Annotated in this window: 25 protein-coding genes and 1 pseudogene; 11 read left to right on the forward strand and 15 right to left on the reverse strand. The window is 38.2% G+C overall.

Annotation, left to right across the window (positions count from 1 at the left end):
* Positions 1–30: 30 nt before the first annotated feature.
* The 3 genes from DSM106972_RS31960 to DSM106972_RS31970 all read right to left on the reverse strand — a co-directional run bounded on the left by DSM106972_RS31960 (position 31) and on the right by DSM106972_RS31970 (position 2,897).
* A complete protein-coding gene (locus tag DSM106972_RS31960; protein WP_411675351.1) occupies positions 31–1,524 on the reverse strand; it encodes an alpha-amylase in 1,494 nt (497 codons plus the stop codon).
* 214 nt (positions 1,525–1,738) lie between these two features.
* The gene (locus DSM106972_RS31965) at positions 1,739–2,275 is read right to left on the reverse strand and encodes a GNAT family N-acetyltransferase (protein WP_127084462.1); all 537 of its coding nucleotides are present in this window, start codon (positions 2,273–2,275) and stop codon (positions 1,739–1,741) included.
* A gap of 40 nt (positions 2,276–2,315) precedes the next feature.
* The gene (locus tag DSM106972_RS31970; RefSeq protein ID WP_201800812.1) at positions 2,316–2,897 is read right to left on the reverse strand and encodes a class I SAM-dependent methyltransferase; all 582 of its coding nucleotides are present in this window, start codon (positions 2,895–2,897) and stop codon (positions 2,316–2,318) included.
* Between the two features lie 594 nt (positions 2,898–3,491).
* On the opposite strand from DSM106972_RS31970, the gene DSM106972_RS31975 reads away from it, so the two are divergent.
* Complete coding sequence (locus DSM106972_RS31975; protein WP_127084463.1) at positions 3,492–4,835, forward strand: cytochrome P450; 1,344 nt, start codon at positions 3,492–3,494, stop codon at positions 4,833–4,835.
* A 213-nt stretch (positions 4,836–5,048) separates the two neighbouring features.
* Here DSM106972_RS31975 and DSM106972_RS31980 read toward each other — a convergent pair whose 3' ends face one another.
* The 5 genes from DSM106972_RS31980 to DSM106972_RS31995 form a co-directional block, all read right to left on the reverse strand.
* On the reverse strand, positions 5,049–5,273 hold the full coding sequence (locus DSM106972_RS31980) for a hypothetical protein (protein WP_127084464.1): 225 nt from the start codon (positions 5,271–5,273) through the stop codon (positions 5,049–5,051).
* Between the two features lie 241 nt (positions 5,274–5,514).
* The gene (locus DSM106972_RS31985; protein ID WP_233787046.1) at positions 5,515–6,783 is read right to left on the reverse strand and encodes a phthiocerol/phthiodiolone dimycocerosyl transferase family protein; all 1,269 of its coding nucleotides are present in this window, start codon (positions 6,781–6,783) and stop codon (positions 5,515–5,517) included.
* 75 nt (positions 6,784–6,858) lie between these two features.
* Positions 6,859–7,029 carry a PIN domain-containing protein gene (locus DSM106972_RS51045; protein ID WP_145837556.1) on the reverse strand — a complete coding sequence of 57 codons (171 nt, stop codon included), beginning with the start codon at positions 7,027–7,029 and terminating at the stop codon, positions 6,859–6,861.
* A gap of 2 nt (positions 7,030–7,031) precedes the next feature.
* Entirely contained in the window at positions 7,032–7,250 is a 219-nt protein-coding gene (locus DSM106972_RS31990) for a hypothetical protein (protein ID WP_127084465.1), read from the reverse strand.
* A gap of 430 nt (positions 7,251–7,680) precedes the next feature.
* Positions 7,681–7,944 carry a hypothetical protein gene (locus DSM106972_RS31995; protein ID WP_186538396.1) on the reverse strand — a complete coding sequence of 88 codons (264 nt, stop codon included), beginning with the start codon at positions 7,942–7,944 and terminating at the stop codon, positions 7,681–7,683.
* 197 nt (positions 7,945–8,141) lie between these two features.
* Between DSM106972_RS31995 and DSM106972_RS32000 the strand changes: the two genes are divergently transcribed.
* Together DSM106972_RS32000 and DSM106972_RS32005 are read left to right on the forward strand one after the other, a co-directional pair.
* A complete protein-coding gene (locus DSM106972_RS32000; RefSeq protein ID WP_127084466.1) occupies positions 8,142–8,753 on the forward strand; it encodes a TetR/AcrR family transcriptional regulator in 612 nt (203 codons plus the stop codon).
* Between the two features lie 97 nt (positions 8,754–8,850).
* Positions 8,851–10,749, forward strand: coding sequence for a DEAD/DEAH box helicase (locus tag DSM106972_RS32005; protein ID WP_127084467.1), 1,899 nt, complete (start codon positions 8,851–8,853; stop codon positions 10,747–10,749).
* A 27-nt stretch (positions 10,750–10,776) separates the two neighbouring features.
* Here the strand turns inward: DSM106972_RS32005 and DSM106972_RS32010 are convergent, their stop codons facing one another.
* Positions 10,777–11,592, reverse strand: a complete 816-nt coding sequence (locus DSM106972_RS32010; protein WP_127084468.1) for a metallophosphoesterase family protein — start codon at positions 11,590–11,592, stop codon at positions 10,777–10,779.
* Positions 11,593–11,854: 262 nt separating this feature from the next.
* Between DSM106972_RS32010 and DSM106972_RS32015 the strand changes: the two genes are divergently transcribed.
* The 6 genes from DSM106972_RS32015 to DSM106972_RS32040 all read left to right on the forward strand — a co-directional run bounded on the left by DSM106972_RS32015 (position 11,855) and on the right by DSM106972_RS32040 (position 15,904).
* Positions 11,855–13,477, forward strand: coding sequence for a Ycf46 family AAA ATPase (locus DSM106972_RS32015; protein ID WP_127084469.1), 1,623 nt, complete (start codon positions 11,855–11,857; stop codon positions 13,475–13,477).
* Positions 13,478–13,586: 109 nt separating this feature from the next.
* Positions 13,587–13,961, forward strand: coding sequence for a DUF1257 domain-containing protein (locus DSM106972_RS32020; RefSeq protein WP_127084470.1), 375 nt, complete (start codon positions 13,587–13,589; stop codon positions 13,959–13,961).
* Between the two features lie 120 nt (positions 13,962–14,081).
* The gene (locus tag DSM106972_RS32025; protein ID WP_127084471.1) at positions 14,082–14,489 is read left to right on the forward strand and encodes a DUF1257 domain-containing protein; all 408 of its coding nucleotides are present in this window, start codon (positions 14,082–14,084) and stop codon (positions 14,487–14,489) included.
* 286 nt (positions 14,490–14,775) lie between these two features.
* Positions 14,776–15,027: a DUF4258 domain-containing protein gene (locus tag DSM106972_RS32030; RefSeq protein ID WP_127084472.1), complete on the forward strand. Its 252-nt coding sequence runs from the start codon at positions 14,776–14,778 to the stop codon at positions 15,025–15,027.
* A gap of 13 nt (positions 15,028–15,040) precedes the next feature.
* Positions 15,041–15,280: a DUF2283 domain-containing protein gene (locus DSM106972_RS32035; protein WP_019491880.1), complete on the forward strand. Its 240-nt coding sequence runs from the start codon at positions 15,041–15,043 to the stop codon at positions 15,278–15,280.
* Between the two features lie 339 nt (positions 15,281–15,619).
* Positions 15,620–15,904 carry a hypothetical protein gene (locus DSM106972_RS32040; RefSeq protein WP_127084473.1) on the forward strand — a complete coding sequence of 95 codons (285 nt, stop codon included), beginning with the start codon at positions 15,620–15,622 and terminating at the stop codon, positions 15,902–15,904.
* A 58-nt stretch (positions 15,905–15,962) separates the two neighbouring features.
* On the opposite strand, the gene DSM106972_RS32045 is transcribed toward DSM106972_RS32040, so the two are convergent.
* Positions 15,963–16,526, reverse strand: a complete 564-nt coding sequence (locus DSM106972_RS32045) for a GUN4 domain-containing protein (protein ID WP_127084474.1) — start codon at positions 16,524–16,526, stop codon at positions 15,963–15,965.
* Between the two features lie 276 nt (positions 16,527–16,802).
* On the opposite strand from DSM106972_RS32045, the gene DSM106972_RS32050 reads away from it, so the two are divergent.
* A complete protein-coding gene (locus DSM106972_RS32050; protein ID WP_127084475.1) occupies positions 16,803–17,492 on the forward strand; it encodes a histidine phosphatase family protein in 690 nt (229 codons plus the stop codon).
* Between the two features lie 34 nt (positions 17,493–17,526).
* Positions 17,527–19,149 carry a diacylglycerol/lipid kinase family protein gene (locus tag DSM106972_RS32055; protein WP_127084476.1) on the forward strand — a complete coding sequence of 541 codons (1,623 nt, stop codon included), beginning with the start codon at positions 17,527–17,529 and terminating at the stop codon, positions 19,147–19,149.
* 138 nt (positions 19,150–19,287) lie between these two features.
* Here DSM106972_RS32055 and DSM106972_RS32060 read toward each other — a convergent pair whose 3' ends face one another.
* The 5 genes and pseudogenes from DSM106972_RS32060 to DSM106972_RS32080 all read right to left on the reverse strand — a co-directional run bounded on the left by DSM106972_RS32060 (position 19,288) and on the right by DSM106972_RS32080 (position 22,847).
* Positions 19,288–19,986, reverse strand: a complete 699-nt coding sequence (locus tag DSM106972_RS32060) for an Ig-like domain-containing protein (RefSeq protein ID WP_158632909.1) — start codon at positions 19,984–19,986, stop codon at positions 19,288–19,290.
* A gap of 254 nt (positions 19,987–20,240) precedes the next feature.
* Positions 20,241–20,444: pseudogene (locus DSM106972_RS54020) on the reverse strand (hypothetical protein); the annotation flags it as partial.
* A gap of 249 nt (positions 20,445–20,693) precedes the next feature.
* Positions 20,694–20,978, reverse strand: a complete 285-nt coding sequence (locus DSM106972_RS55925) for a lysozyme (protein WP_411675352.1) — start codon at positions 20,976–20,978, stop codon at positions 20,694–20,696.
* Between the two features lie 297 nt (positions 20,979–21,275).
* Positions 21,276–21,479 (reverse strand): hypothetical protein, encoded by a 204-nt coding sequence (locus tag DSM106972_RS32075; protein ID WP_127084478.1) that lies wholly within the window; start codon positions 21,477–21,479, stop codon positions 21,276–21,278.
* Between the two features lie 1,053 nt (positions 21,480–22,532).
* Positions 22,533–22,847: a hypothetical protein gene (locus DSM106972_RS32080; RefSeq protein WP_127084479.1), complete on the reverse strand. Its 315-nt coding sequence runs from the start codon at positions 22,845–22,847 to the stop codon at positions 22,533–22,535.
* Positions 22,848–23,107: the final 260 nt, after the last annotated feature.

Raw genomic sequence — 23,107 nt, forward strand, 5'->3', positions numbered from 1 at the left:
TGTTTGGTGGGCAGTGCCCACCCTACTATTTTATTTACCAAATAATGCTTTTAAATCCAAACCGGAATCTTGTACCCAAACTGATACAGAACCACCTTTACAACGAAACTCAGCCCAACCTTGGTCATTGGTATAAATTGGCTCTTTGATATGTTCGGTGATATCAATAAATTTGGTTTTGCGTTTACCAACTTCCATCCATTTGGAACCCTCGGCGCCATCACTCATAATAACAGCCATCGCTTTAGGGTGTTTTTCATTACCTAAGCGTGTCCAGCCGATAGTATTAAAGTGGTCAAAGTATTCGTATTGCGAACCGTGAGCGTAATGTTGACGCGCGTAGAGTAATTTATCGATTATCCAACGATGTGAAGGCATGTGGATATCATATCCTTTGTCGTTGTAATCGGCGCCGTAGTAATCGGCATGGAAAACGCAAGGATATCCTTGATCGCGTAGTAAGATTATTGCGTATGCAAGAGGTTTAAACCAAGGTTCAACAACAGACTCTAGTGCTTGCAGTGGTTGAGAATCATGGTTTTCTACGAATGTAACAGCATGAGTTGAGCGTTGTTGCATTAAAGTGCCATCTAAAATGCGACGCATATCGTAGTTACCACCCGACTTGCTAGCATAGTGAAAGTTGTAATGTAAACTCACATCGAAGACTGACATCCTGGCGCCAACCGAGTCGATATACCACTTTAGAGTATCAACATCGGGAACCCAGTACTCACCAACAACGAATAAATCTTTACCAACATGCTTTTCTAAATCATCCAACCACTGGGGAAAGAACCAAGAGGAAATATGTTTTATCGCATCTAAACGAAATCCATCAACACCAGTTGTATCTAAATACCACTTACCCCAATCAGTAATTTCACGGCGTACCCATTCATCCTGAAAGTCTAAATCGCAACCCATTAGATAAGCAAAATTGCCTTTTTCAAGAGCCACATAATCATCAAATCTTTTACCCTCTACCAAATAAACAGTACTGCGGTCATCAGATTTATACTCGTTGTAATCAACACCATCGAAATGCCACCAATGCCATTCAAACTGAGAATACTTGTTTTGGCGCCCAGGAAAATGAAAATGAGTATAGCTTTTAATTTCTTCTAAACCACCTTTGGGACTTTGCCTATTATCCTGCCGGAAAGGGGTAGCTTTAAAGACTTCGGCAGAGTCGGCGCCTATTTTATGATTAAGAACAGCATCAGCGTAAACTTGTATCCCTTCACGATGGAGTGCTTTAATCGCATCGAGATACTGTTGACGAGTTCCATACTTAGTGCGAACAGACCCTTTTTGGTCAAACTCTCCTAAATCATATAAATCATAAACACCATAACCAACATCGTATCCTCCCCCAGTTCCTTTATAAGCAGGAGGCAACCACATTGCCGTGAAACCCTTCTTCTTCAACTCATTGGCATTGTTTTTCACCTGATTCCAAAGAGTACCGTCGCTACTGTTGTACCAGTGGAAGTACTGCATTATCACGCCGTTAATTGCCATAATTTACACCTATATATAGGTCAATGTTGCAAATTATGACTTTAGCTCGTTAATTGGTCAAGCTGATTTAATCACTTGGGCACCAAATTAATCGTAAAAAATTATATACACGTAGAGACGCGATTTAATCGCGTCTCTACAACGCACAATTTTTACGTCGGGTTGCGTGAACGGATACAATAATATTAAGGTTTTAAAATATCACCCGGTTTGTTTATAGAGCAGGCGCCTCAAGTTTAAATAACTCAAGCTTCATATTATAATATTTAGTTGTACTACCTAATGGAACCATTCCCAACCTTTGAGTAACTCTTATTGATGCTGTGTTATGCTCGTTGACAATCGAGTAAATTTCGCGTAGCTTCAAAACGTTAAACCCGTAATTAAGAATAGCTTTTGCTGCTTCCGTCGCATAACCTTTACCCCATGCGGATTTTTTCAAATGCCAGCCAATTTCATAATCTGCTGTAAATTGTCCATCATTCTCTTTTAAAAGTATTAAAACAATAGTTCCGACAATTTCTCCAGTTTCTTTAAGAACCATTGCCCATAAACCAGTACCATTATTAAGCTGATTAGCTATTTTTACCCATCGCTCTAGTATATTTACCACTTGTTCAATGTCTAAAGCTTTAGTTATGAGAAAGCGAGTCACTTCGGGGTCACTATACATCTCTAAAGCTTGCTCTGCATCTTCTTTCGGCACCCAAGTACGAATAATTAAACGCTCAGTTTCAGTTATAACAGTCATATTCAGCAATGTATATTATTTTGCACTTCAAATTAAGTAATTACTTAACTGCAACTACAGTCATTGCGACATCTTTGATTAAATTACAATAAATTTCGCTCTCTTTGAGTAAGAATTCTTTATCAGAAGCGTTATTAGGATAACATTCATACCATACCTCACTGGGAGTATACTCAACATCTATTAACTCAAAGTCAACATCCAGGTACAAAGCAAGTAAAGTAAAAGCTTTGCCGCACGCTTTCCATTCTTTGTTAAGTCGCTTTGAAAACATGCTTAAACCAACAGGTGTAATAGGACGAACATGAGTAGGGTCATGGAAAAACCTATCGCTACGATGATGAGGAACTGTAATATGTATTTCGGCGCCTGCTTTACAAATTCGATACAGTTCTTGAATTATTTTCAGATACACCTGGGTTTGCTGTCCCAAATGCTCTAACACATGATGCATCCTAATTTCAGCAACACTATTATCTTCCCAAGGATAAGGAAACGTTTCCAAATCAAATTTTAAGTCAGGGTTGCCAAACTTATCAACATTTAGATAACCATCGAGAAGATTGGCGCCGCATCCAAGATTTAATCGTAAATTATTCATATTGACGGTTTCTTGTAGCATAGGCGTCCCCGCCTGTGCTGTTATATAATTTTATTTACCACAGAGACACAGAGCGCACAGAGAGAATAAGAGCTATTTAAATATTTAAACCAAATGTGTCAGAAATTTGTTCTGAACTGGCGCCTACTTTCTGCAATTGTGGAACAAGCTTTAGTTTTTCCACTAATTGTACTAGTTCAGATGGATTAATATTTTGGGAATATTGCTGTAATTCCCCTTATATCTTGCACCTTCTCAACAAGGGTAAGGTGAGCAGTGCCCACCCTACGTAAGAATAGTATAGATTGTTTACTGAGTTAACAGCAAACACACGTAATACTTCCGTTCTTTACAATCTTTAATAATTACTGCGCTAACAACTTAACTTTAGTCTAGTGTAATTTATTTAAATATGTGCTTAACGTATAACTGAATTAAAACTCAATTGGAAAGATAATACAAGTAATGCTGATAAAGCAGAGAAATAAGATTTAATTTTGTTGAGACAAAAAGGTTATGTCACTCACGCATGTTAAAATTTTAGACTAAACGAGGGTAATAATTATTAATTATTGTGTAACAGATAACTGTTAGCTATAGTCAATACGAGGATATATGACAAATAAGCAAATTCAGAAACTCAAAGCTCCTAAGTTTATTCAACAAATTGAGTCAACCTTAAAACCATTAGAGTTTTTAGACCGTTGTGCTAAAAATTATGGTGACATTTTTTTTACTAATTCATTTGGCGATTTAGAAACTTTAGTTGTTAGTCACCCCCAGGATATTCAAGAGTTATTTAATCCCGTAAATAAAATTCTTGATGCTCCTGGCACCGCCAACGAAATCTTCAAACCTCACCTTGGAGAAAACTCAATCATGATGCAAGATGGTGAGCGCCATCAAAAACAGCGTAGGCTAGTTATGCCTCCCTTTCATGGAGAACAAATGCTCAGTTACGGGCGCCAGATTTGTGAGATTACCCAACAAGTGATGCAACACCTTAAACCTGGTGAAACTTTTATTGCTCGTGATTTATGTGAAGAAATTACCATGACGATTATTTTAAAAGTAGTCTTTGGTATTGAGCAGCAAGCAAGATTTCAAAAATTGGAAAATTTAATGACAACCTGGTTGTCGTTGACTAGCTCACCACTCGGCGCCACTATTTTACTGCTTCCATTTTTGCAAAAAGATTTAGGTGCTTGGAGTCCTTGGGGAAAATATCGCCGTTTACGACAACAGATTGATGAACAACTAATGGCGGAAATATTAGAGCGGCGCCAAAAAGTTCAATTAAATAGTCGTGATGTTCTGAGTTTGCTAATACAAGCAGGATATGACGATGGGGAGAGCATGACTAATCTCGAATTAAGAGATAATCTCTTAACTCTACTTAATGCTGGTCATGAAACAACTGCTACTAGCATCGCTTGGGCTTTATACTGGATTTATCAACAACCAGAAATTTATCAAAAAGTGTTGCATGAATTACAAGGTTTAGATACTCCCGACCCACTTAAAATTACTCAACTTCCTTATCTAACAGCAATTTGTCAAGAAACTTTACGGATTTATCCTGTATCTGTTTTTACTTTTCCTCGCATTACTCTACGGTCTATTAATTTGAGAGGGCATCATATTGCTTCTGGGACGTATGTTATGCCTTGTATTTACTTAACTCATCAGCGAGAAGATTTATATCCCCAACCAAAAAAATTTCAACCTGAAAGATTTATTAATCGTAAATACTCATCTTACCAATTTTTGCCTTTTGGAGGAGGTTCTCGTCAATGTCTAGGTCAAGTATTCGCTTTGTTTGAAATGAAATTAATTTTGGCGACGATTCTCTTAAATTATCAGTTGAAATTAGAGGAGGTCGCACCTGTTGCTCCAACACGTCGAGGTTTTTTAATAAGTCCTCAAAGCGGAATAAAAATGAGTTTAGAGCGCGTTTGATTTAGTAGTGATAATACCAATGTTTATCGTTGGTTCGTGTTGTCCCTCCGACTGGCGCCTTAAACGCTTGTCATTGCAGGCGTATAGATACACTACTCGCATGAGCAGCTAGTGTACGGCATGAAGTCAATAAACGGCGCCAAACCATATTTCATGAGAAGTTTTGATAATAGAATGATTGGTTGACGAGGTTTGTCGTTATCATCCCTGCTATTAATTTCCGAAGCGAAGTATCCGCGCGCGCCAGCTAATAGTATCAATATCTTTATTTAATTCTCTCAAAGTACCTTTTAATACTTTATTGTTCATTTCTACTGGCAAGTTATCAAAGATTTTGTCTAGCGCTTCTGGTTCGCGGCGCCGGGAATAATCCACTGCTTGTCCAATTAATTGGTCGAGTTTAGTGGGCTGGGTTTTACCGAATCCTCTAGATGCCATAAATATCTGTGTTTTTTCAAATTATCATGCAAAGCGCGAGTATATGAGAGGCGCCTGTAACTATTTTATAAGAAAAATGCTAACTTAGTATTTGATTCATTTGAGATTCTAAGAAGATTAATTCCTTCTACGAATCGAATTCCACCATTGAGCAATATTTGATGGTGGTTTTACTTTCAGGCGCCTATTCAAGTTAAAATTATTCTCCGCCGCAAAAAATACATATGTAATTACTTTATCATTATTGACAAACAGCCTCTAATTGTTCCATAGCTATGTTTTTTATGTTATGGGCGTTTGCACCAGGTATAAGAGACTCTTCGTAACGACAAATAAAACACATGTTCTGCTTAAGTGTAGCAACACCTATAAAAAGTGGTAGAGATTTTCTTCCTGTAGCCATCAAATAAAGTTCCTGTAGCTGTAATTTTCCGAACTGCTGTTTAATATTTAAATTTCCTAAATTAGTAATTGCAATATCTATTTCTACTTTACTTCTAGTATCTACTGAAGAACCACTTGTATTAAAGTTACTAGATAATAAAGCTCTTGCTTTTAGTACATTGTCAAATAATTTTCCATCCGCTATGAATTGATTGAGTTTATACTTAACTTCACGTGCTAAATCCCAAAAATCGGTCTTTTGGCTTAATCGATGAGCAATTATTGGTCGAGCAATATATTCACCTAGATTTTCGTTAACCGGGATAGTTAAATGATTGCGGATATTTAATGGTGTATGACATCTAAGGGTAATTTCGTTAGAAGAGTTTACTTCTGTAGCAATTGCTAAAAGAAATGCAGCACATAAAGCACCGTGAACAGAGGTTTTTTCTTTTTGGCAACAAGCTGCAAGAACCGTACTTTTTGCAGAACATAAAGTCCAACTAAACAAGCGCATTGGAAGTTTTTCTGAAGTATTTTCTTGATGATTTCGATAATTCGCTGTTAATATAGATTCAGCTTCTATCGAATTAGGCAAATTTTCCTCAACCCAACTATCTGAAATATTAGGGATAATTTCATCAACAGGAGGCAAATCTGGTAAAAGCTCACGAGGGCTGCCTGGTTCACCAATAAATTGCAAGATATCTCGGATAAGATAAGCTCCTGATAAACCGTCACCAATGCAATGATGAAAAGTAATTATTAGGTTAGAAACATCAGGTGAGTGCAGTAATAGTACGCGCAGCAGGGGTTCTTCGCTCCAATTTAAAGGGTGACGTAATTCTTCTACCATCTGCCGACACCAATGTTCTTCTCCCTGTCTCTCAATTATTTGCAGTGCAATGGGTGGAACATTTTCTGAGGAAAATTCTGGCTGCAAAAGATTATTAGTGACTATTTTTAATTGTAACCGAGAATGGCGAAGTTTTAGCCAAGCCAGAGCTTCAGTTAATAAATCAATAGGAAATGACCCTTTAACCGTTGCTGACAAGCTAACATTTTCCAGGCTGTTCTTGTATGACGACCACATCAAATATTCTGATGCTGAAAGAATGCGATTCATAATTTATAATTACAAGAATTTAGAGGTATGCTTTAAAATTTAATATTCATCAATTTGCTATTTTTTTTACATGGCTCAAGTGTATTCAAGTAAATCAACTTGTGTACTCACCACTAAATCTATTTGTTGCAAAACATTTGAAGCCAGCTGACGTTTTCTAAAACGCTCTTCAGCAGGAATCCGCTTATCTAAGGCTAACCAGTACAGCCAAACATTAGAATCTACAAAACACCGTGACCCATTCATAACTAGCGTTCGTTAGCCTCTTCACGACTTAAAAAATTTTCAATTTCAATGGGATTACTTGCAAGTTCAGCCAAAAACCCAGTATCAACTATTCGCTTCTTCTTCTCTTTTTTTAAAACAACAACTTTGACAGCTTCAGCCTCTATAACATCATTTTGATAGGCTTGAGGAATCTCTATTATCCCATCCTTAACCGTAACTTTAAATTCAATAGACTGCATTATTTGCTTCTCCATCAGAACTAAAATTATCTAAGCTCTAACCTTAATTGTAAAGTCAAGCTTTAATGTTTGGCTTGTAATTCAATATAAAGCATATTGAAGAGCCATTACTTATAACACAGAGTGAGAGCATTCTTAGAAACCAATGCGTTCAGTATCTGCCTACTTGCTATATTATATCGTTTACTCTTTACATCAAGAAGTATATAGCTTTTAAGTTATATTTGCAATAAAAATATACTATTAATTACCATTCGGTGCTACTGGTTTACAGTTAACCAGTAGTACCATCATTAATTTATAACCTAAGCTGTGATTAAGCTGTTTGTTGGGTCATCCTATGGGAAACTCTGTTTACGTTCCTCGACACCAACCTACAACCTAAAGCAACATGGTTATAAAAAATATACGTACTGCACAGGCGGGACGCCTATGCTACGAACTGTTTATATCCTTGTTTTAACTTTGCTTTGGCGCCTGTTTCAACAATACTACCGTGAGCCATAATAACTTTATCAAAGTCCCACTCAAATACTTTTTGAAATGATTGTTTTACTTTTTGTGTTTCTTTTGATGCAAGTTTTTCTAAAAAAGATGGCGCCAGTTTTCCGTATATTCCCAGTAACCTTGCAGCTAGCTGCGTTTTAAAAGTAAAGTTGCCATCAAAATGAAAAGCAGTATCGGTAAGTATCAAAGTACGACTATCTCTATGGAAAAATACGTATTCGTTGAGTGGTGAGGCGCCGTTTATATCAAGAACTTTAAATCCATCTATTAATAGATAATCTACTTGATTTTCAAGACTCCCGTTATTATCTGCAATAAATCACTCATGGAAAACTGAGATAATATACATACTGTTGGTATGAATTTAAGATACATACTGTTTGTATGCCTGTCAAGCCCCGTCAAACGAAGAAACGTACTAAAGCTGAACAATCTGCTGAAACTCGCGCGATGTTTATAAGTGTTGCACGAGAGTTATTTACGTCTCAAACTTATGCGAACACTAGTACTGAACAAATTTTGTTAAGTACAAATGTAACTCGCGGCGCCTTGTATCATCAATTTGCTGATAAAGCTGATTTACTACGTGCGGTATGCGAGCAGATTCAGCAAGAGATAGTAAAAGATATAAATGCAGCAATCGAAAAAGCAAAAGATTCGTTTGATGCACTAATTATTGGGTGCGATGCATTTCTAGAAGCTGTCGCCAAACCTGATATACAACAGATTTGGTTGATTGATGCACCAGCAGTTTTAGGTTGGGAAGAGTGGAACCGTTTAGATAGAGAGTATGGGTTTGGATTATTACTAGAGGGAGTCAAACAAGCAATTAAGGATGGATACCTGAAATCTAAATCTTCTGAAGTTGTAGCTGTAGTGCTGAATGGTGCCATTAATGAAGGTGTAATTTGGGCTGCGCGCTCACATAATCCAGTCGAAAAGCTAGCAGAAGTTCGTAGTGCTTTGCATGAAATATTACAGGGGTTACGTATTTAACTTGAATAAATTAATTTGGAAGTTAACACGAGCGCCAGAACTTTAGTATTATTAGTAACTATTGTTTATCTAAATATAAAGAGGTAAAAAATATAGTATGCTTGTCCTACGCGATTACCAAGAGGAACTCGTGTCAAAAACGCTTGGCGCCTGGTCTGGTGGAACTCGGAAAGTTTTACTACAACTCAGCACAGGTGGTGGTAAAACAGTTATTTTTGCAGCAATAGCTTCTCAGTTCGCACGGCACCAAGAAGGAGTTTTAGTTATTGCCCACCGCGAAGAATTGATTTTACAAGCTGCATCTAAGTTGGAATCTGTTACTTCCCAGGCGCCGGGTATTATTAAAGCTGGCTATAAACCAACTGACTCATTAATACAGGTCGGTAGTATTCAAACTCTTGCGCGTCGTAAAAATTACCCAGGCGCCGGATTGGTGATAATAGACGAAGCTCACCATGCGAGTGCAAATAGTTATCGTAAATTAATTGAAGCTTACCCGAATGCATTGATTCTGGGAGTAACTGCGACACCACGACGGGAAGATGGTTACGGACTGCGTGATGTATTCGATGAGTTAATTTGTTCTATTAGTACTAAGGAATTAATCGCGTTTGGCTATTTGACTGATTATAGGTTAATTGCAGGATTTAAGTACTCAAAGCATAAAGTACCAAAAAAGCGTGATTTCACAAAGAAGGAATTATCCGAAGTTGCCCAAGACTACAAACCCGAAGAAGTTTTAAAGCAATGGAATAATTTTGGTGATAATAAGAAAACTATAATATTCGCGGTTGATGTAGCACACTCCAAATCTATAACTACTCGATTTTGCATGAATAGTATTGCTTGCGAACACATTGATGGAGAAACACCCCAAGACGAACGTAAGGAAATTTTAGATAGATTCCGTAAAGGCGCCACACAAGTAATATCTAACTGTGCCATTTTAACCGAGGGATTCGATTGTCCCGATTCGGAAGTCGTAATTATCGCGCGTCCAACGACAAGCGTTACCTTATGGTTACAAATGATAGGGCGTGTATTACGTCCTTATCCTGGTAAAACTCATGCTGTCATTATAGATATGACTGATAACTGGTATCGGTTGGGGCGCCCATGTGACCATCGCGAATGGAGTTTAGAACCTGTTACATGTGACCCCGATACAATGGGCGCCCGTTGTTGTTCTAGTTGCCATCACGTATTTAAACCGATGCCCGCCTTAATTCGTACATTTGAGATTTTTAATACGAAACAGTGCGAATTTGTCACTACTTATGAAGCTGATTGTGCTAACTGTGGTAAACCGCTTCGATGGGTATTAGAAGAGGGGCGAGTCGTAGAAGGTGGTGGTACACCTATGATTGCTTCATGTGAAGGCGCCGAATGGTTGGAAGTTCCAGCTAGTGTACGTCCTGCGGTGTTACGTCCTATTGTTGAGAATAAAAAAAGAAAATATCGAGGTAATAAAACATATACAGAAAAAGTCCAAGCTATTAAATACTGGATTGAAGAAAACATCGACGTAAATTTAGATGAAATTAAATATGCCCTAACTTTAATGGATTTGAAGGCATCACAGCCGTTTGTACTCAGTAATGTATTTGCGTCTATTGCTAATAAAATAAGAACATCTTCTGATTGGGACGATGTAGTTCAATATATGTCTTCTCGTTCTGATGATTTAAAAAAAGCAGTTTGGGAAAAATTTAGTATAGAAGAAAAACAGAAGTTAACTAGATGGAAAAATCGTTACACCGAAGAACTCGCTGTCTGGGGAAGTGAAGAAAATCTTAGGGTGATACAAAAAGATTTGGAAGCATGTGAAAAATTTGAGATGTTCGAGGAATTGTGGCAAATATACAATAAAACAGCAATACGCGATGCCTCGAAGCGCATTACTGGAGAAAAAGGCGCCGATGTACAAAGATGGATTTCGAGAATGGATTATTTAAGAGAATTAAACAGCATCAATAAAAACGGCGTCTTTTCTTGAATTAAAGGCGCCTTTAAGAGCGGGTATTTAGGGAGATTTCTTTTGTACAAGTACAATGACTCTGCTATCTGATTTAACGACTTGAATACCGTTTTTTAGTACTATCATGGGAATTTTCCAGTACGAGTGACCGCAAATAACCAGTAGCTTAGTATTTTTATTTATTTCTTCTAGCTCTAATCTTATAGAACTTTTGCCAAGTAAGTTGTGCCTTGGATAGTCGGGACCTTCGTGTAATACTAAAATGTCAGGCGCCTGTTTGACTAGTTCTCTAATTTCGTGGATAAAGTCATTTTCACGGCGCCGAAATGGTTTACTTGGTCTTCCAATAATTCCAGAAACACCTGCTATATTTAGTTCACCGTTTTTTGCTATCTCACCATCAAGGTAGTAAATACCCTTAGTTTGCTTGAAAAGCTGAATATCTTCTTCTGCCGTCCCAAAACTATCGTGGTTGCCTGCTACTCCTGCAACCCAGCGAAATTGGCGCCTAAAAGCGTGCCATACTTCGCGTACATCTCCAACTACTCCACTACGCTTATTGGTTTCAGCGTATAAATCGCCTGCTAGTATAACACCCGTGTTTTTTAGTGATGGTATTTTTTGCTGAAGAGCTAGGTTTTCTAGTTCTTCGAGGACAAGATGACCTACGAGTTGTTGATTTTTTGGGTCTATTCCTTGTAAATCGCTGGTTACAATAATCGCATCTAAATGATTTGGTAGAACATCTACCTCCCCTATTAATATAGGTATATATTTCTCAACCAAACAGACACCACCAGAGGCTACTGTTAAGTAGCGTACCTGATGAATCGGTTTGTGTGAGATTTCTAGGATGTACATTGGATATATAATTTTTATTTATAAGTTACCGCATCCACTTAATATAGCCACACTTAATATTATTTCACATGATAGTATAAAAAACGCCGTCGTTGTAAGCACTTCAGTGCTTGTCATAATTTAAGCACTGAAGTGCTTACAACGAGTTCAACGAGTTCAACGAGTGTGCCATAATACTACTATGTACTACAAATAATCACAAGGGCGCCTGTCGCCAATTTCCCATTCTCAACGGTGCAATACTTCCCCACGAGGAATCATAATGGATAACATGCATCAAAATGGAGCATTAGACAGCCAACAGCGTTATGCAGCTTTGGTTGAACAGTTAGATTTGATGATACGCGCGCGGTATCCGCTTCTTTATTTAATATGTGTAGAAGAAGAACCTGTTGAGGAAGTATTAACGCAAGTGGCAAAGCGAGCGCAACCCCAAAGGCAAGTTTTGTTCTGGGATATTGTCAGGGGTTGGAGCGACAATAATGCTGATAAAGGTTCGGTGATGGCTGCTTTGGGGCGAATTGCTAAAGCCGATGCTCAAACGGCTACAATGTTTGTGCTGCGTGATTTGCATCCGTTTATCAAAAATCCGACTACAGAGAAAAGTGCCCCTATAGTACGAGAACTGCGGAATTTAACGCGGGAGTTAAAGCGCGCGCGTAAGACTATAGTTGTTACTAGCCACACATTAGACATTCCTGACGAGTTGCAGCAAGAGTTGACGGTGGTTGATTTTCCACTACCCAGCGTACAAGAAATAAATTATTTAATCGAGCAGCTAGTAGTACCAGACAAATTAAATATAGATGGGTTAGCGCGCGAACAGTTAGTTAAAGCTTGTCAAGGTTTGAGTCGAACTCGTATATCTAGGGTTTTGGCAAAAGCGCTAGCAGCTAAACAGCAAGTTAACGAAACAGATATTGATGGTGTTTTAGAAGAGAAAAAGCAAGCAGTTCGCCAAACTGGTATTTTAGAGTTTTTTACTCCGAGTGAATCTTTAAAACGGGTTGGTGGGTTAGACCAACTCAAGCAATGGGTACTAATGCGTCAAGATGCTTTTACTGACGAAGCGAGACGATATGGTATTCCCAATCCGAAAGGGATGTTACTTGTAGGTATTCAAGGAACTGGAAAATCTCTAAGTGCCAAAACTATCGCTCATGAATGGCGCCTACCTTTATTGCGGCTTGATTCTGGGCGCCTATTTGGTGGTATCGTCGGTGAAAGCGAAAGTCGTGTGCGCCAAATGATTCAACTAACCGAAGCAATGGCGCCTTGTGTATTATGGATAGACGAAATCGATAAAGCCTTTGGTAATATTACCAGCGGTGTTGATGGTGACTCTGGAACATCACGGAGAGTATTTGGTAGTTTAATTACCTGGATGCAAGAAAAAACCAGCCCAGTATTTATTGTCGCAACAGCCAATAACGTCCAAATATTACCCGCTGAGTTATTACGAAAAGGTCGATTTGATGAAATATTCTTTTTAAACCTGCCCAACGAAGCTGAACGGCAAGAAATATTTAAAGTTCACTTACAGCGCTTACGTCCGAGTCGCTTGCGTGAATTCAACTTGCCAGCACTAGCAAAACAAACAAATAATTTTAGCGGCGCCGAAATCGAGCAAGTAATAATCGATGCCATGCACCAAGCATTTTCCACAAGAATTAACGGACACCGACGTGACTTCAACACCGAAGATATACTACAAGCAACATCGCAAACAGTTCCATTAGCAGCAATAGCGCGCGACCAAATAGAAGCACTCAAACAATGGGCAGCACAAGCAGGCGCCAGAGCAGCATCAAACGATATTCAATTAGTAGAGGAGTTAAAACAGTATTCAACACAACAAGGAATCGGGCCATTAGAAGTAGATTAAACCAACCGAAAATACCGTAGGGGCGGGTTAACCCACAATCCAAAACCAAAATTACAATCTTACTAAACCCGCCCCCAAAACCCATACACACAACAACCCAAAATAAATTATGTCACATTTTACAACCATCAAAGTACAAATCAAAAACGGCGAAGTATTACACCAAGTATTGCAAGAACTAGGGCACAAAGTCGAATGTAACACCAAAGTACGAGGATATCACGGAGATACCACCCAAGCCGAATATGTAATTCGTCAAAACAACGGTTACGACCTAGGATTTCGGCGCAGTGGCGATAATTATGAAATCGTCGCCGACTTTTGGGGCGCCCAGATTAACCAGCAAAAATTTGTGAACTCAATTACACAAAAATATGCTCATAAAACCTTAATGGCAACAGTACAGGAACAAGGATTTAATATCGAAGAAGAAGAAGTTCTACAAGATGGAACCGTAAGAGTTGTTGTTGGTAGATGGGCATAATATACCCGCCTTGGATTCAAATCCAAGGCTGATAGCCGAAGTCCATTAAAATGGACTGAGTATATCTAATATTTCTTTGTGTCCTTTGTGCCTTTGTGGTTCATTATTTAAACTAACACTATGTCACACTTTACAAGTATCAAAACCCAAATCAAAAATCGTGATGCATTAGTTACAGCATTATCAGATGTTGGATTTAAAAACATCGAACTTCACGAAACAGCACAACACCTATATGGCTATCAAGGTGACGTGCGCGAACAAACAGCAGAAGTAATAATACGGCGCCAATACATCGGTAGCTCCAGCAATGATATTGGTTTTAAACAACAAACAGACGGACAATTTGAAGCAATAATCTCCGAATACGACCGACATCAATATAATCAACAATGGATGAACAAGCTAATGCAGCGCTACGGTTATCACGCATTAAAAGCAACCGCACAAGAACAAGGATTTACAATAGAAGAAGATGAAGTCATGCAAGACGGTACAGTGAAAGTTGTTGTCGCACGCTGGGCATAGATGCATAATACATTGGTTCTTTATTGTCATTCTGAGCGTAGCGTAAACGGAGTTTTCCCGCAGGGTAGAATCTAAAGTTTGATTGTATATGTAAGATAAATAATTCGATAGCTAACTGCATTCGTGGCGAGAATGGATATTTTTATCAAACTGCCTAAAAGTCATCATTGCTCTAATCAAAATTTTATGTATCTAATTATACTAAATTGTTAGTACTAAAATAAGACTAGAACTCAAAAATCGGTTAAAATATAGGCATCGGCGCCTATATTCAGTCAACTATTTTATGAGCATTAAGTTGCATCCCCACGCTCAAGCACGATTAATCGAACGTGGTGTAACAGAGGAAGAAGTGATAAGTACTGTTGAGGGAGGTGTTAACTTTCCTGCTCAACTTGGTAGAACTGGGTTTAGGTGTAATTTTGTTTTTAATGCTGAGTGGGGTGGAAAGTTTTACAGTACGAAAAAAGTGGAGGTTATAGCAGTACAAGAAGCTGAAGACTGGTTGGTTATAACAGTTATTGCCAAGTATTTTTAAGAGGATAAAGTATATGAAAATTACCTATGACCCAAGATATAATATTGCTTATATACATCTAAGAGAAAAAAAAGCACAAGTAAATACAATTCAAGTCAGCGAAGAAATGAATGTTGATATTGCTCCGGATGGAACAATTTATGGAATTGAACTTCTCAATGCTAATCAACAGTTATCGTTGGATGAGCAGGGTAAATTGACTGTTGTTAATGAAGCATTGGGAGAATCTTCTGAGATTAAACTATTAATTTGAAGTTTGAGAAGCTATTTATATTACATGCAAAAATGTCGGTGCAAGATATGAGATACGGACATTTACTAGAAGGTGTGGTGGTTAATTTTTCTGGGCTTGGTTGTAAAAATGTACTGGGAAATCTATAATCTAAAGGTTGAGGTTTACAAATACGTTTAAATTTTCCTGTTCGCCAATCCCAAGCGTTAATACTACTATCTTCTTATTTACACTGCTTTTATCTACTGATATACATATGTATTAAATTATACTAAACTCATTTTGCTCAAATAAGACTAGAATTCAAAAAAACGTTAAGATATTGCCGAGGCGCCTATACTAGTAAGCTATCTTATAAGCATGTTTGTTGCTCCCGGCAAGGATGATACAATGTTTGACCAATGGATAGTAGACAGTGCCGATGATTTTTACAATGATATCGAAATTCCAAGTACTGTTAAAAAAGTTTTGTTTTTAATTTATGCAGAAAGAAGGAAAGGGAAAACTATTATACAAATTAGGGATGCATTGAATGCAATGGGGTACGAAATAAGCAAAAAAGATGTGCGCGGGGTTTTAAGCGTACACGAACAATATACAGGAGTCGATATGCAGTTGAATTGGTATGGTAATTTTAATGCTTAATTGATTGACGCGCGTGAACTTGAACTATTAAAACAGAAAGTGAGTTATCTATCTAAGGTCAAATAATTCCGCAGCTATCTAATTTTTCAGCGAGTGCGGACATTTTTCTGCAACCTGTCCAAAAATCGCCTAAACCCCAACCCGGGAGCGCACCTCCACGTGGTAAATGTCCAGCAGGCGCCTTTAAATTAAATGTAACATCGTTCCAGTGTAGCCATTTCTCGTTAACATACCATCCTACAGACTCGCCAAAACGGCACCAAGCGTCCCAGTCGGGTTCTGATGTATTGCTCACAGCTTGCCAAATTTGCTTTTGAATAGTAAAGCCAAAACGACCGTTACTGTTTTTTAACCAGAGATTATTAATAATTTGTAATTTTTCGCAATCAAAGTTATTGATATTGAGTTCAGAAAGAGAACCTTGGTCTGTACGGTTCGCTAATTTCAACATTATTACTGTGGTCTCTAAATCAGCTTGTTCCCACATCCCTTGTTCGAGGAAATTTTTTAAGTTTCGGTGTGATCTTGCAAAATCTCCCAATACTGCACCATACTGTGGTGGTGGCACTTGCCCACCAAGTACTGCATCAAATTCGCGTGGTTGATTGGAATGTTCTGGCATTGTGTAAGTCCTATATACTTATAGCTTCAATTTTTTACTAAGTAATTTCTGAAAAGTTTATATTATAGGGTAGGCAAGATGTTTGTAAAATTAGTCACATCAATCAATACGTTAATCTGGTTTTAATAAATAACTTTTGTATTTTTGATGTATCAGTGTTTAAAATTACCATCGTTGTTAAGTATCTGCTGTTATTCTATATATGGATATGGAAATTTTATTTATATAGAAACAATTACATTTTCTGCTATTGAATAGTAAAATAACGAGGTAAACATGGGTCAAACAGTCTGGATTGCAAGACACGGTATTCGACTCGACTTTGTTAATCCTGCCTGGTTGAAAACTGCCGAGCGTTTCTATGATTCGCCACTTTCGGTTGATGGTTTTAAACAAGCTCAAGCATTAGGAAGATATTTGAAGGGTAAAGAAGTCGTTCACATATTTTGTTCCCCGTTTCTACGTACAGTACAAACAGCCCATTGTATTGCCGAAATACTTGATTTGCAAGTCAAAGTTGAATCGGGTTTGAGTGAGTTTTTATTCCCTTTATGGTTACCACCAGGCGCCGAGGAATTTTCAATCGAGAAATTAGCGGTATTATTTCCGCGTATTGACCAGAAATATACTTCGTTTGTTCGGGCAAAGTATCCTGAAATTACCTTGCAGCAAATACGAGAGCGTGCTGGTAACACTGCCGATAATTTAGTTAAACACTTTTCTGAGACAATATTAATAGTTGGGCATGAAGCTTCGGTAGTTGGAGCAGTCCAAGGATTAGTTAATCAGGTGCCTTCTTTGAATGCTTCAAAATTATGTTGTTTATTCAAAGTTGTCCAAAGCGATTTAGAGTGGAATCTAGAGAATCACGATTATACACCAAACCCAGAAGGTGATTCATCTCATTTACCATTGACTTACTATCGAAACCACCTGAAACGGCGCCTTCAAACTATATGGGATTAATTTATTTTATCCCGTTAAAGCTCGTTATTTGAACATGAATATGTATAAACATGCCCATGTCATCGTTAACCCGAAAAATGACCGTTATATAATTGATAGAATCACCTATCTAATCAAAAAAGCAAATCTCGACTGGCAGGTATTTACTACAACGCAGCAACCAAATAGTGCTTATATCTTAGCAAAACAAGCTATTGCATTAAAAGTTGATGCCGTAATTGTCTATGGTGGAGACGGGACAATTATGGAATGTGCAAGCGCTACAGTGAATCAAATTCCTCTAGGTATTCTTCCAGGTGGAACTCTCAATATTGTAGCACACGCACTCAATATTCCACTGAATTTAGAAGCAGCTTTCGCACTTATATATCAAGGTAATAATATTATTAGATATATAGATGTTGGTGAAATATCAAGTCATGATATAACAAACAAAACATTCTTAGTGCGTGCATCATCAGGTTACGAAGCTGCATCAGTGGCAAATACCTCTCACGAAGCAAGAAAAAGAGAGGGACAAGATATAGCGTTTGCTAGAACATATATATGGGAATTGTTAAAAAACCGTTTTTCTAATTGCCAGTTCAAATTAACTATTGACGGCAAAACTATCAAAGTTCGTGCCCAAGAATGCATTATCGCCAATTCTGGGATTTTAAAACGTGAACCGAACAACATCATGGCTCTGGATAATTGGAGCGAATCCTCTTGTGATATTGAAGATGGTTTACTTAATATAATACTTCTAAATATTCAAGGTTTAAACATAAAAGTTGTTGATCAACACGTAGCAAAAGAAATTATCATCAACGCATCTCCACCGCAAAATGTACAGTGCGATGGAGAATTTATTGGTCAAACACCGCTAACTGTTAAAGTTTTAGCAAACGCTCTCAGTATTATTAGTCCAGCTAATTATACACAAAAGACAAATGTAACAAAAAGTTATAAACCTAGATACACTTACCAAGAAGTTATAAGAAAAAGACAATTTCCAAAAAACTTTATTTATCGACAAAGCAATAATAATTACATAACAAGCCTTGCATACGGAAACGGCAAATGGACAATTATAGTATCAAATAACACTGATTTTTGCGACCAAATTTATATATCTAGCGTTGAGTTTCCATCATATGAAATCCAAAAATACTGGGAACAAGATTTTTATATAACTAGTTTGGCATATGGCAATGGAAAATGGGTTGTTATTATGTCCAAGCAAACTATATATAGTTATCAGAACTATCAGACTTATATAATTGACACATACCCACGCGAGAATCTGCTTCAAGAACAATTAAAAATTGGATTATCTATTACTGCTGTAGCATACGGAAACGGGCAATGGGTTATAGTGATATCTGTAGGAACTGGTATTGCCAACCAAACTTACTTTATCAAAGAAAATTTTCCTGCACTCAGTCTACGTGAAAGCTTAGTTAAGAACCACCGATACATTACGTCTCTTGCAAGTGACGGGCAAAAGCTGCTGATAATAGCATCCCAAGATACTAATTTTTCAAAACAAGTATATGTAACAAGAACTTATTTCCCAAAAGAGGCAATTCAAGAATATCTTATGCAATCTTACTTTATTACCGATATTATATATAGATATGGAAGTTGGACAGTAGTACTGAGTGCTTTGCATTAAAAGGTTATATTTTCGCAATTCGTCTTGCTTCTCTTTCTCCAGATAAGAAGGCGCCGTGAACTGTAGCTGCATATTTGCGCCAAGTTTACTAGTTGTAGAGACCGAATTAAATACGGTCTCATCTCACATCTGTTCGGGCTATAAATCGCGACAAATAGGTAATTGCGGAAACTCACTTCGAGACTCATTAGACACACATAGTAATGGGTTTGTGTTTCCTACATTCTCCTCTTCCTTATTGTTTTCGATTTGACCTTGTAAATCTTGACCTAGGGGTACTAAATTTTCTTGCAAAATCGTTTCGAGTTGATTAGTTAAATTAAAATTGGCTCCTTGGGCAACACCGTTAATGTAAACACTGATTATGTAGCTACCTGGTATTGTATTTGCTGTCACAGGTATGGAAACCTGAGCATTTTTATTACTACTCAATGTGCTAGCTGTGATACTACCAGAAGCTCCCGATGTCGGTACGGTAAAAGTAATACTGGCATTGGCAACAGCATTACCGTACTGGTCTGTGACTAGTGCTTGCAAGTCGGTTGCAAATTGTCTGTTCACAACGGTGCTTTGGTTGTTTCCTGCTGTTGGAATAATTTTACTTGGTTTATCTGGGTTATTGGTTAAGTTAAATTGAGCGCTGGCGCCACTATCACCTAAACTGACAGTGTAACCACCAGCAATTGTGTTTGCCTTCACTGGAATTGAAACCTGACCGTTGATGTCTGTAGTAACAGTATTACTCGTGACAGCAGAAGCTCCCTTACTTGGTGCATTGAAAGTTATTTTGGCATTAGGAACAACGTTACCGTACTGGTCTAGAACTAATGCTTGCAAATTTGTTGCAAACGTAGTGTTAACTGTGGTGGTTTGATTGTTTCCTGCCTTTGCGGTAATACTTGCAGGTATATCTGCTTGGTTTGTTAAATTAAAGCTAGTAGAGTTAGCTATGGCATTACTGCTAACGTTGACATTATAATTACCCGCAGTTGTATTTGCCCTAGCTGTTACACTTGCTTTTCCAGAGGTATTAATTATTGCTTGATTTGCACTTAGATTTGCACTGGCGCCTCCCGATGGTGCAGTGTAAGTTACAACACCACCTGCAACTCTATCTGCCTTGCTACCAATCGTGCAAATAGCCCTTCTTGCTGTAAGAGTTCCGTAAAATTACCTACTTGAATAATTTGACCATCTGCAATTACATAAATTCGGTCAGTATTGCAAATAGTGCTTAAACGATGGGCTATTACTATTCGTGTTGCTTGTAATTTGTTTAAGCTGTTGGTGACGATTCTTCATTCTTTGTGCAAACAACCTGGAATATATATCCTACAAGTCGCATACATTTTATGTAGATGGGGAATACGTAACGGTCTTGGGGCATGAACGTTGTAGGGTAAAGGTAACAGAGCGCATCTTCGATAATGATTTGGTACAGGTGGTGAGGGTGGTAAATGGCAAGGTGGTCAAGTTTTTAGAATTCAGCGATACCGCCGCCATGCAGGCTGGCTTCCTTCCTAGGGCAAGTGCATCTTAAAGTTTCACATTCGTGGTGAAATTTCATGAGAAAAAGGTTTCAGGAATAGTTCAGCTTCAGCTTTTCTTCGTTTCAAAAGTCCTTGCTCAACATTTGTTCGGGGATTGCAATACTTGATGAAAGTTTCGCTGATTTTCGGCCAATCGCGATCCGTTAAGACTTTAGTCATTGAATTAAATTTTGGAGAACCGTAGAATTTACTCCCCAAATTGTAGCCAAAGCTGAGTAATGCTCCTTGCTGATTAGGGTTTAGTTCGCCCCAACAAGGAATTTTATATTTATAAGGCAGATTTGAACTTCCCGTGCTAACTCGGGGTCTTGACTCAAATAATCAAACTTAAAGGATTGGTTAAGCTTAATAATATCTTGAAGTTTCATATTTTTTCCTATTAATTGTCGTTTAGTAGCTCAGAAAACTTTATATTCACCCCAGCAAGTTATCATTGAGAATGATTATATGCTCAACATAAATTAGAGTTATAAGAATTCTTATTGCCGTAGCGTTAATGTAAAGAATTTGACAAGACACTCAAGAAATTGAAAATTGATACTTTTGGAGCACGTCGTTACATGCTCCTGATTCATTTTAATGCATTACTGCCTTGAAACCGATTAGTCCCTCTCCCTCGTAGGTCATGGTGCCATTGAGCGTCATCCCACCGTCATTAGAGGTGGCGCTTAGTTGAACTACCTTCTGCTGCCCAGTTCGGCCACCAACTACCCAATTACCACCAAAATTCCAAGGGGCATCTTCCCCTCCCCACTGGTTTTCTACCGAATACTGTGCCATAGGTTTGTCTCCTTGTTGGTATGTTTATAAACTGGTATTATTGACTGTCACTGTCAAATCCGGCGCCTAATTGATTGAAAAGTGTTTCACCTGTGTTTGGCACTTGCCGAAACTTGCGGATAACCAAGTGAAGCTAGCTTAAAGTAAGGCTGAAGTTTTATGATTGGAAACTGTGCGCCGTGGTACGCACTGAATGAATTGCCAACGAAGTTGGTTGGAGTTTGGGGTAAACGACTCCAAGGCGAACAACTAACCTAGACCCGAAAGGGCGAGGGGACAAGAGCATGTTCGTAAAGCGGAGAGTAACAGAAAACGTGTATGTCACAGCTCTGCAACGCCTGAATGATATGGCTAAAGCTGTATTGCTTGAACCCTAATATCCTGCGGTGGAACTTCACATCCTTCGGTACCACGTTTATACACCGATGTTTGAGGTAGTCATTAAATCAGGTTTCTTTAATGATACACCCTGACCTCAAAGCGATGAGTAATGAACTCATTCAAGGATATGAGTAGGAGCCTAAGTCGTTCTTTATACGTTTATCAGTGACGGAACATGGGATTGCCTAACGGACGCGAGTCCTACGGTAACGGAGTTCTAATAGTAGTCGTGGGAGTTACGCCCCACCAGGGAAAGCGGGAGAGCCGCTTACAGGGCAAAGTAGAACAGGTGAATTGATGTCTTGTTGTAAGGTACGCGAGATGCGGATAGCCAATAACAAAGTAAGCATCAATACACTGGAGAGCGGAGTGATACGGAAACGGTCATGCTCCGTTCGGAGGGGGGTGGTTGGAAAAGTGCCAGTAATGGTAACTCGCTGGCTACCTACCCTACTTCACGCACGGTTATTGTACTAAGTTGCGTTCAAACGTAGTATTCAGCGATTCTTACCAGAATGGTATACAAGGAAGCAATCTTACCGACTCGCACTACTACATTAGAATGCAACTTAGTATTAGGGAAGTATTTCAGGGTGCCCCCTAATCTGACCCGCTTTACTAATTCTCAATCAAAAGAGGGTAGAACAGTTTTAATCTTAGTTTTAAGATTAATTAAATTTTGTCTAAGCCTCCATTCCCTTTCAAGCTAAAGGTACCATCAGGATTTATTAGTAATTCAATTACTCCTCCCCCTTCATATCGAAATACCCAAACAGAAGAACGAGACGTGATAACTACTCCCCAAGTTGCCTTACCAGGTCCTAAAGGTTTATCACCAATGTCTACAAATCTGAGACTATCTTTATCCCCGATTTCGACTGTTGCACAGCCTAAAACATCACTACTGGTGAAGCTTCCTTTGTTGTAGTCGCGTTTTACTGATACATGACCGTCGTAATTGTTTTGAACCTTTATGTTGTATGCCATTGTTTTGTCTGTCCTGTTTTATTCTTGTCAGATCGGAATTAAGCTATTATTCAATTGAATTAAAATCTACAAATTTGATAATTCGTGCTATCTCAAAAGAGTAGTTAGCACGCATTATCTAAATAATCTCCGTAAATAATTCAACAAAATAAGTTTAAGTTACTATTTTTATATTTGACTACTAATGGCCATTAGGAATTTATAAACTTATGGTGTATTGGGCGTAAGCATCTGTTTTACTGTTATTATAATTCTGATAA

This window comes from Dulcicalothrix desertica PCC 7102 (assembly GCF_003991905.1).
In the GTDB taxonomy this organism is placed as follows: Bacteria; Cyanobacteriota; Cyanobacteriia; order Cyanobacteriales; family Nostocaceae; genus Dulcicalothrix; species Dulcicalothrix desertica.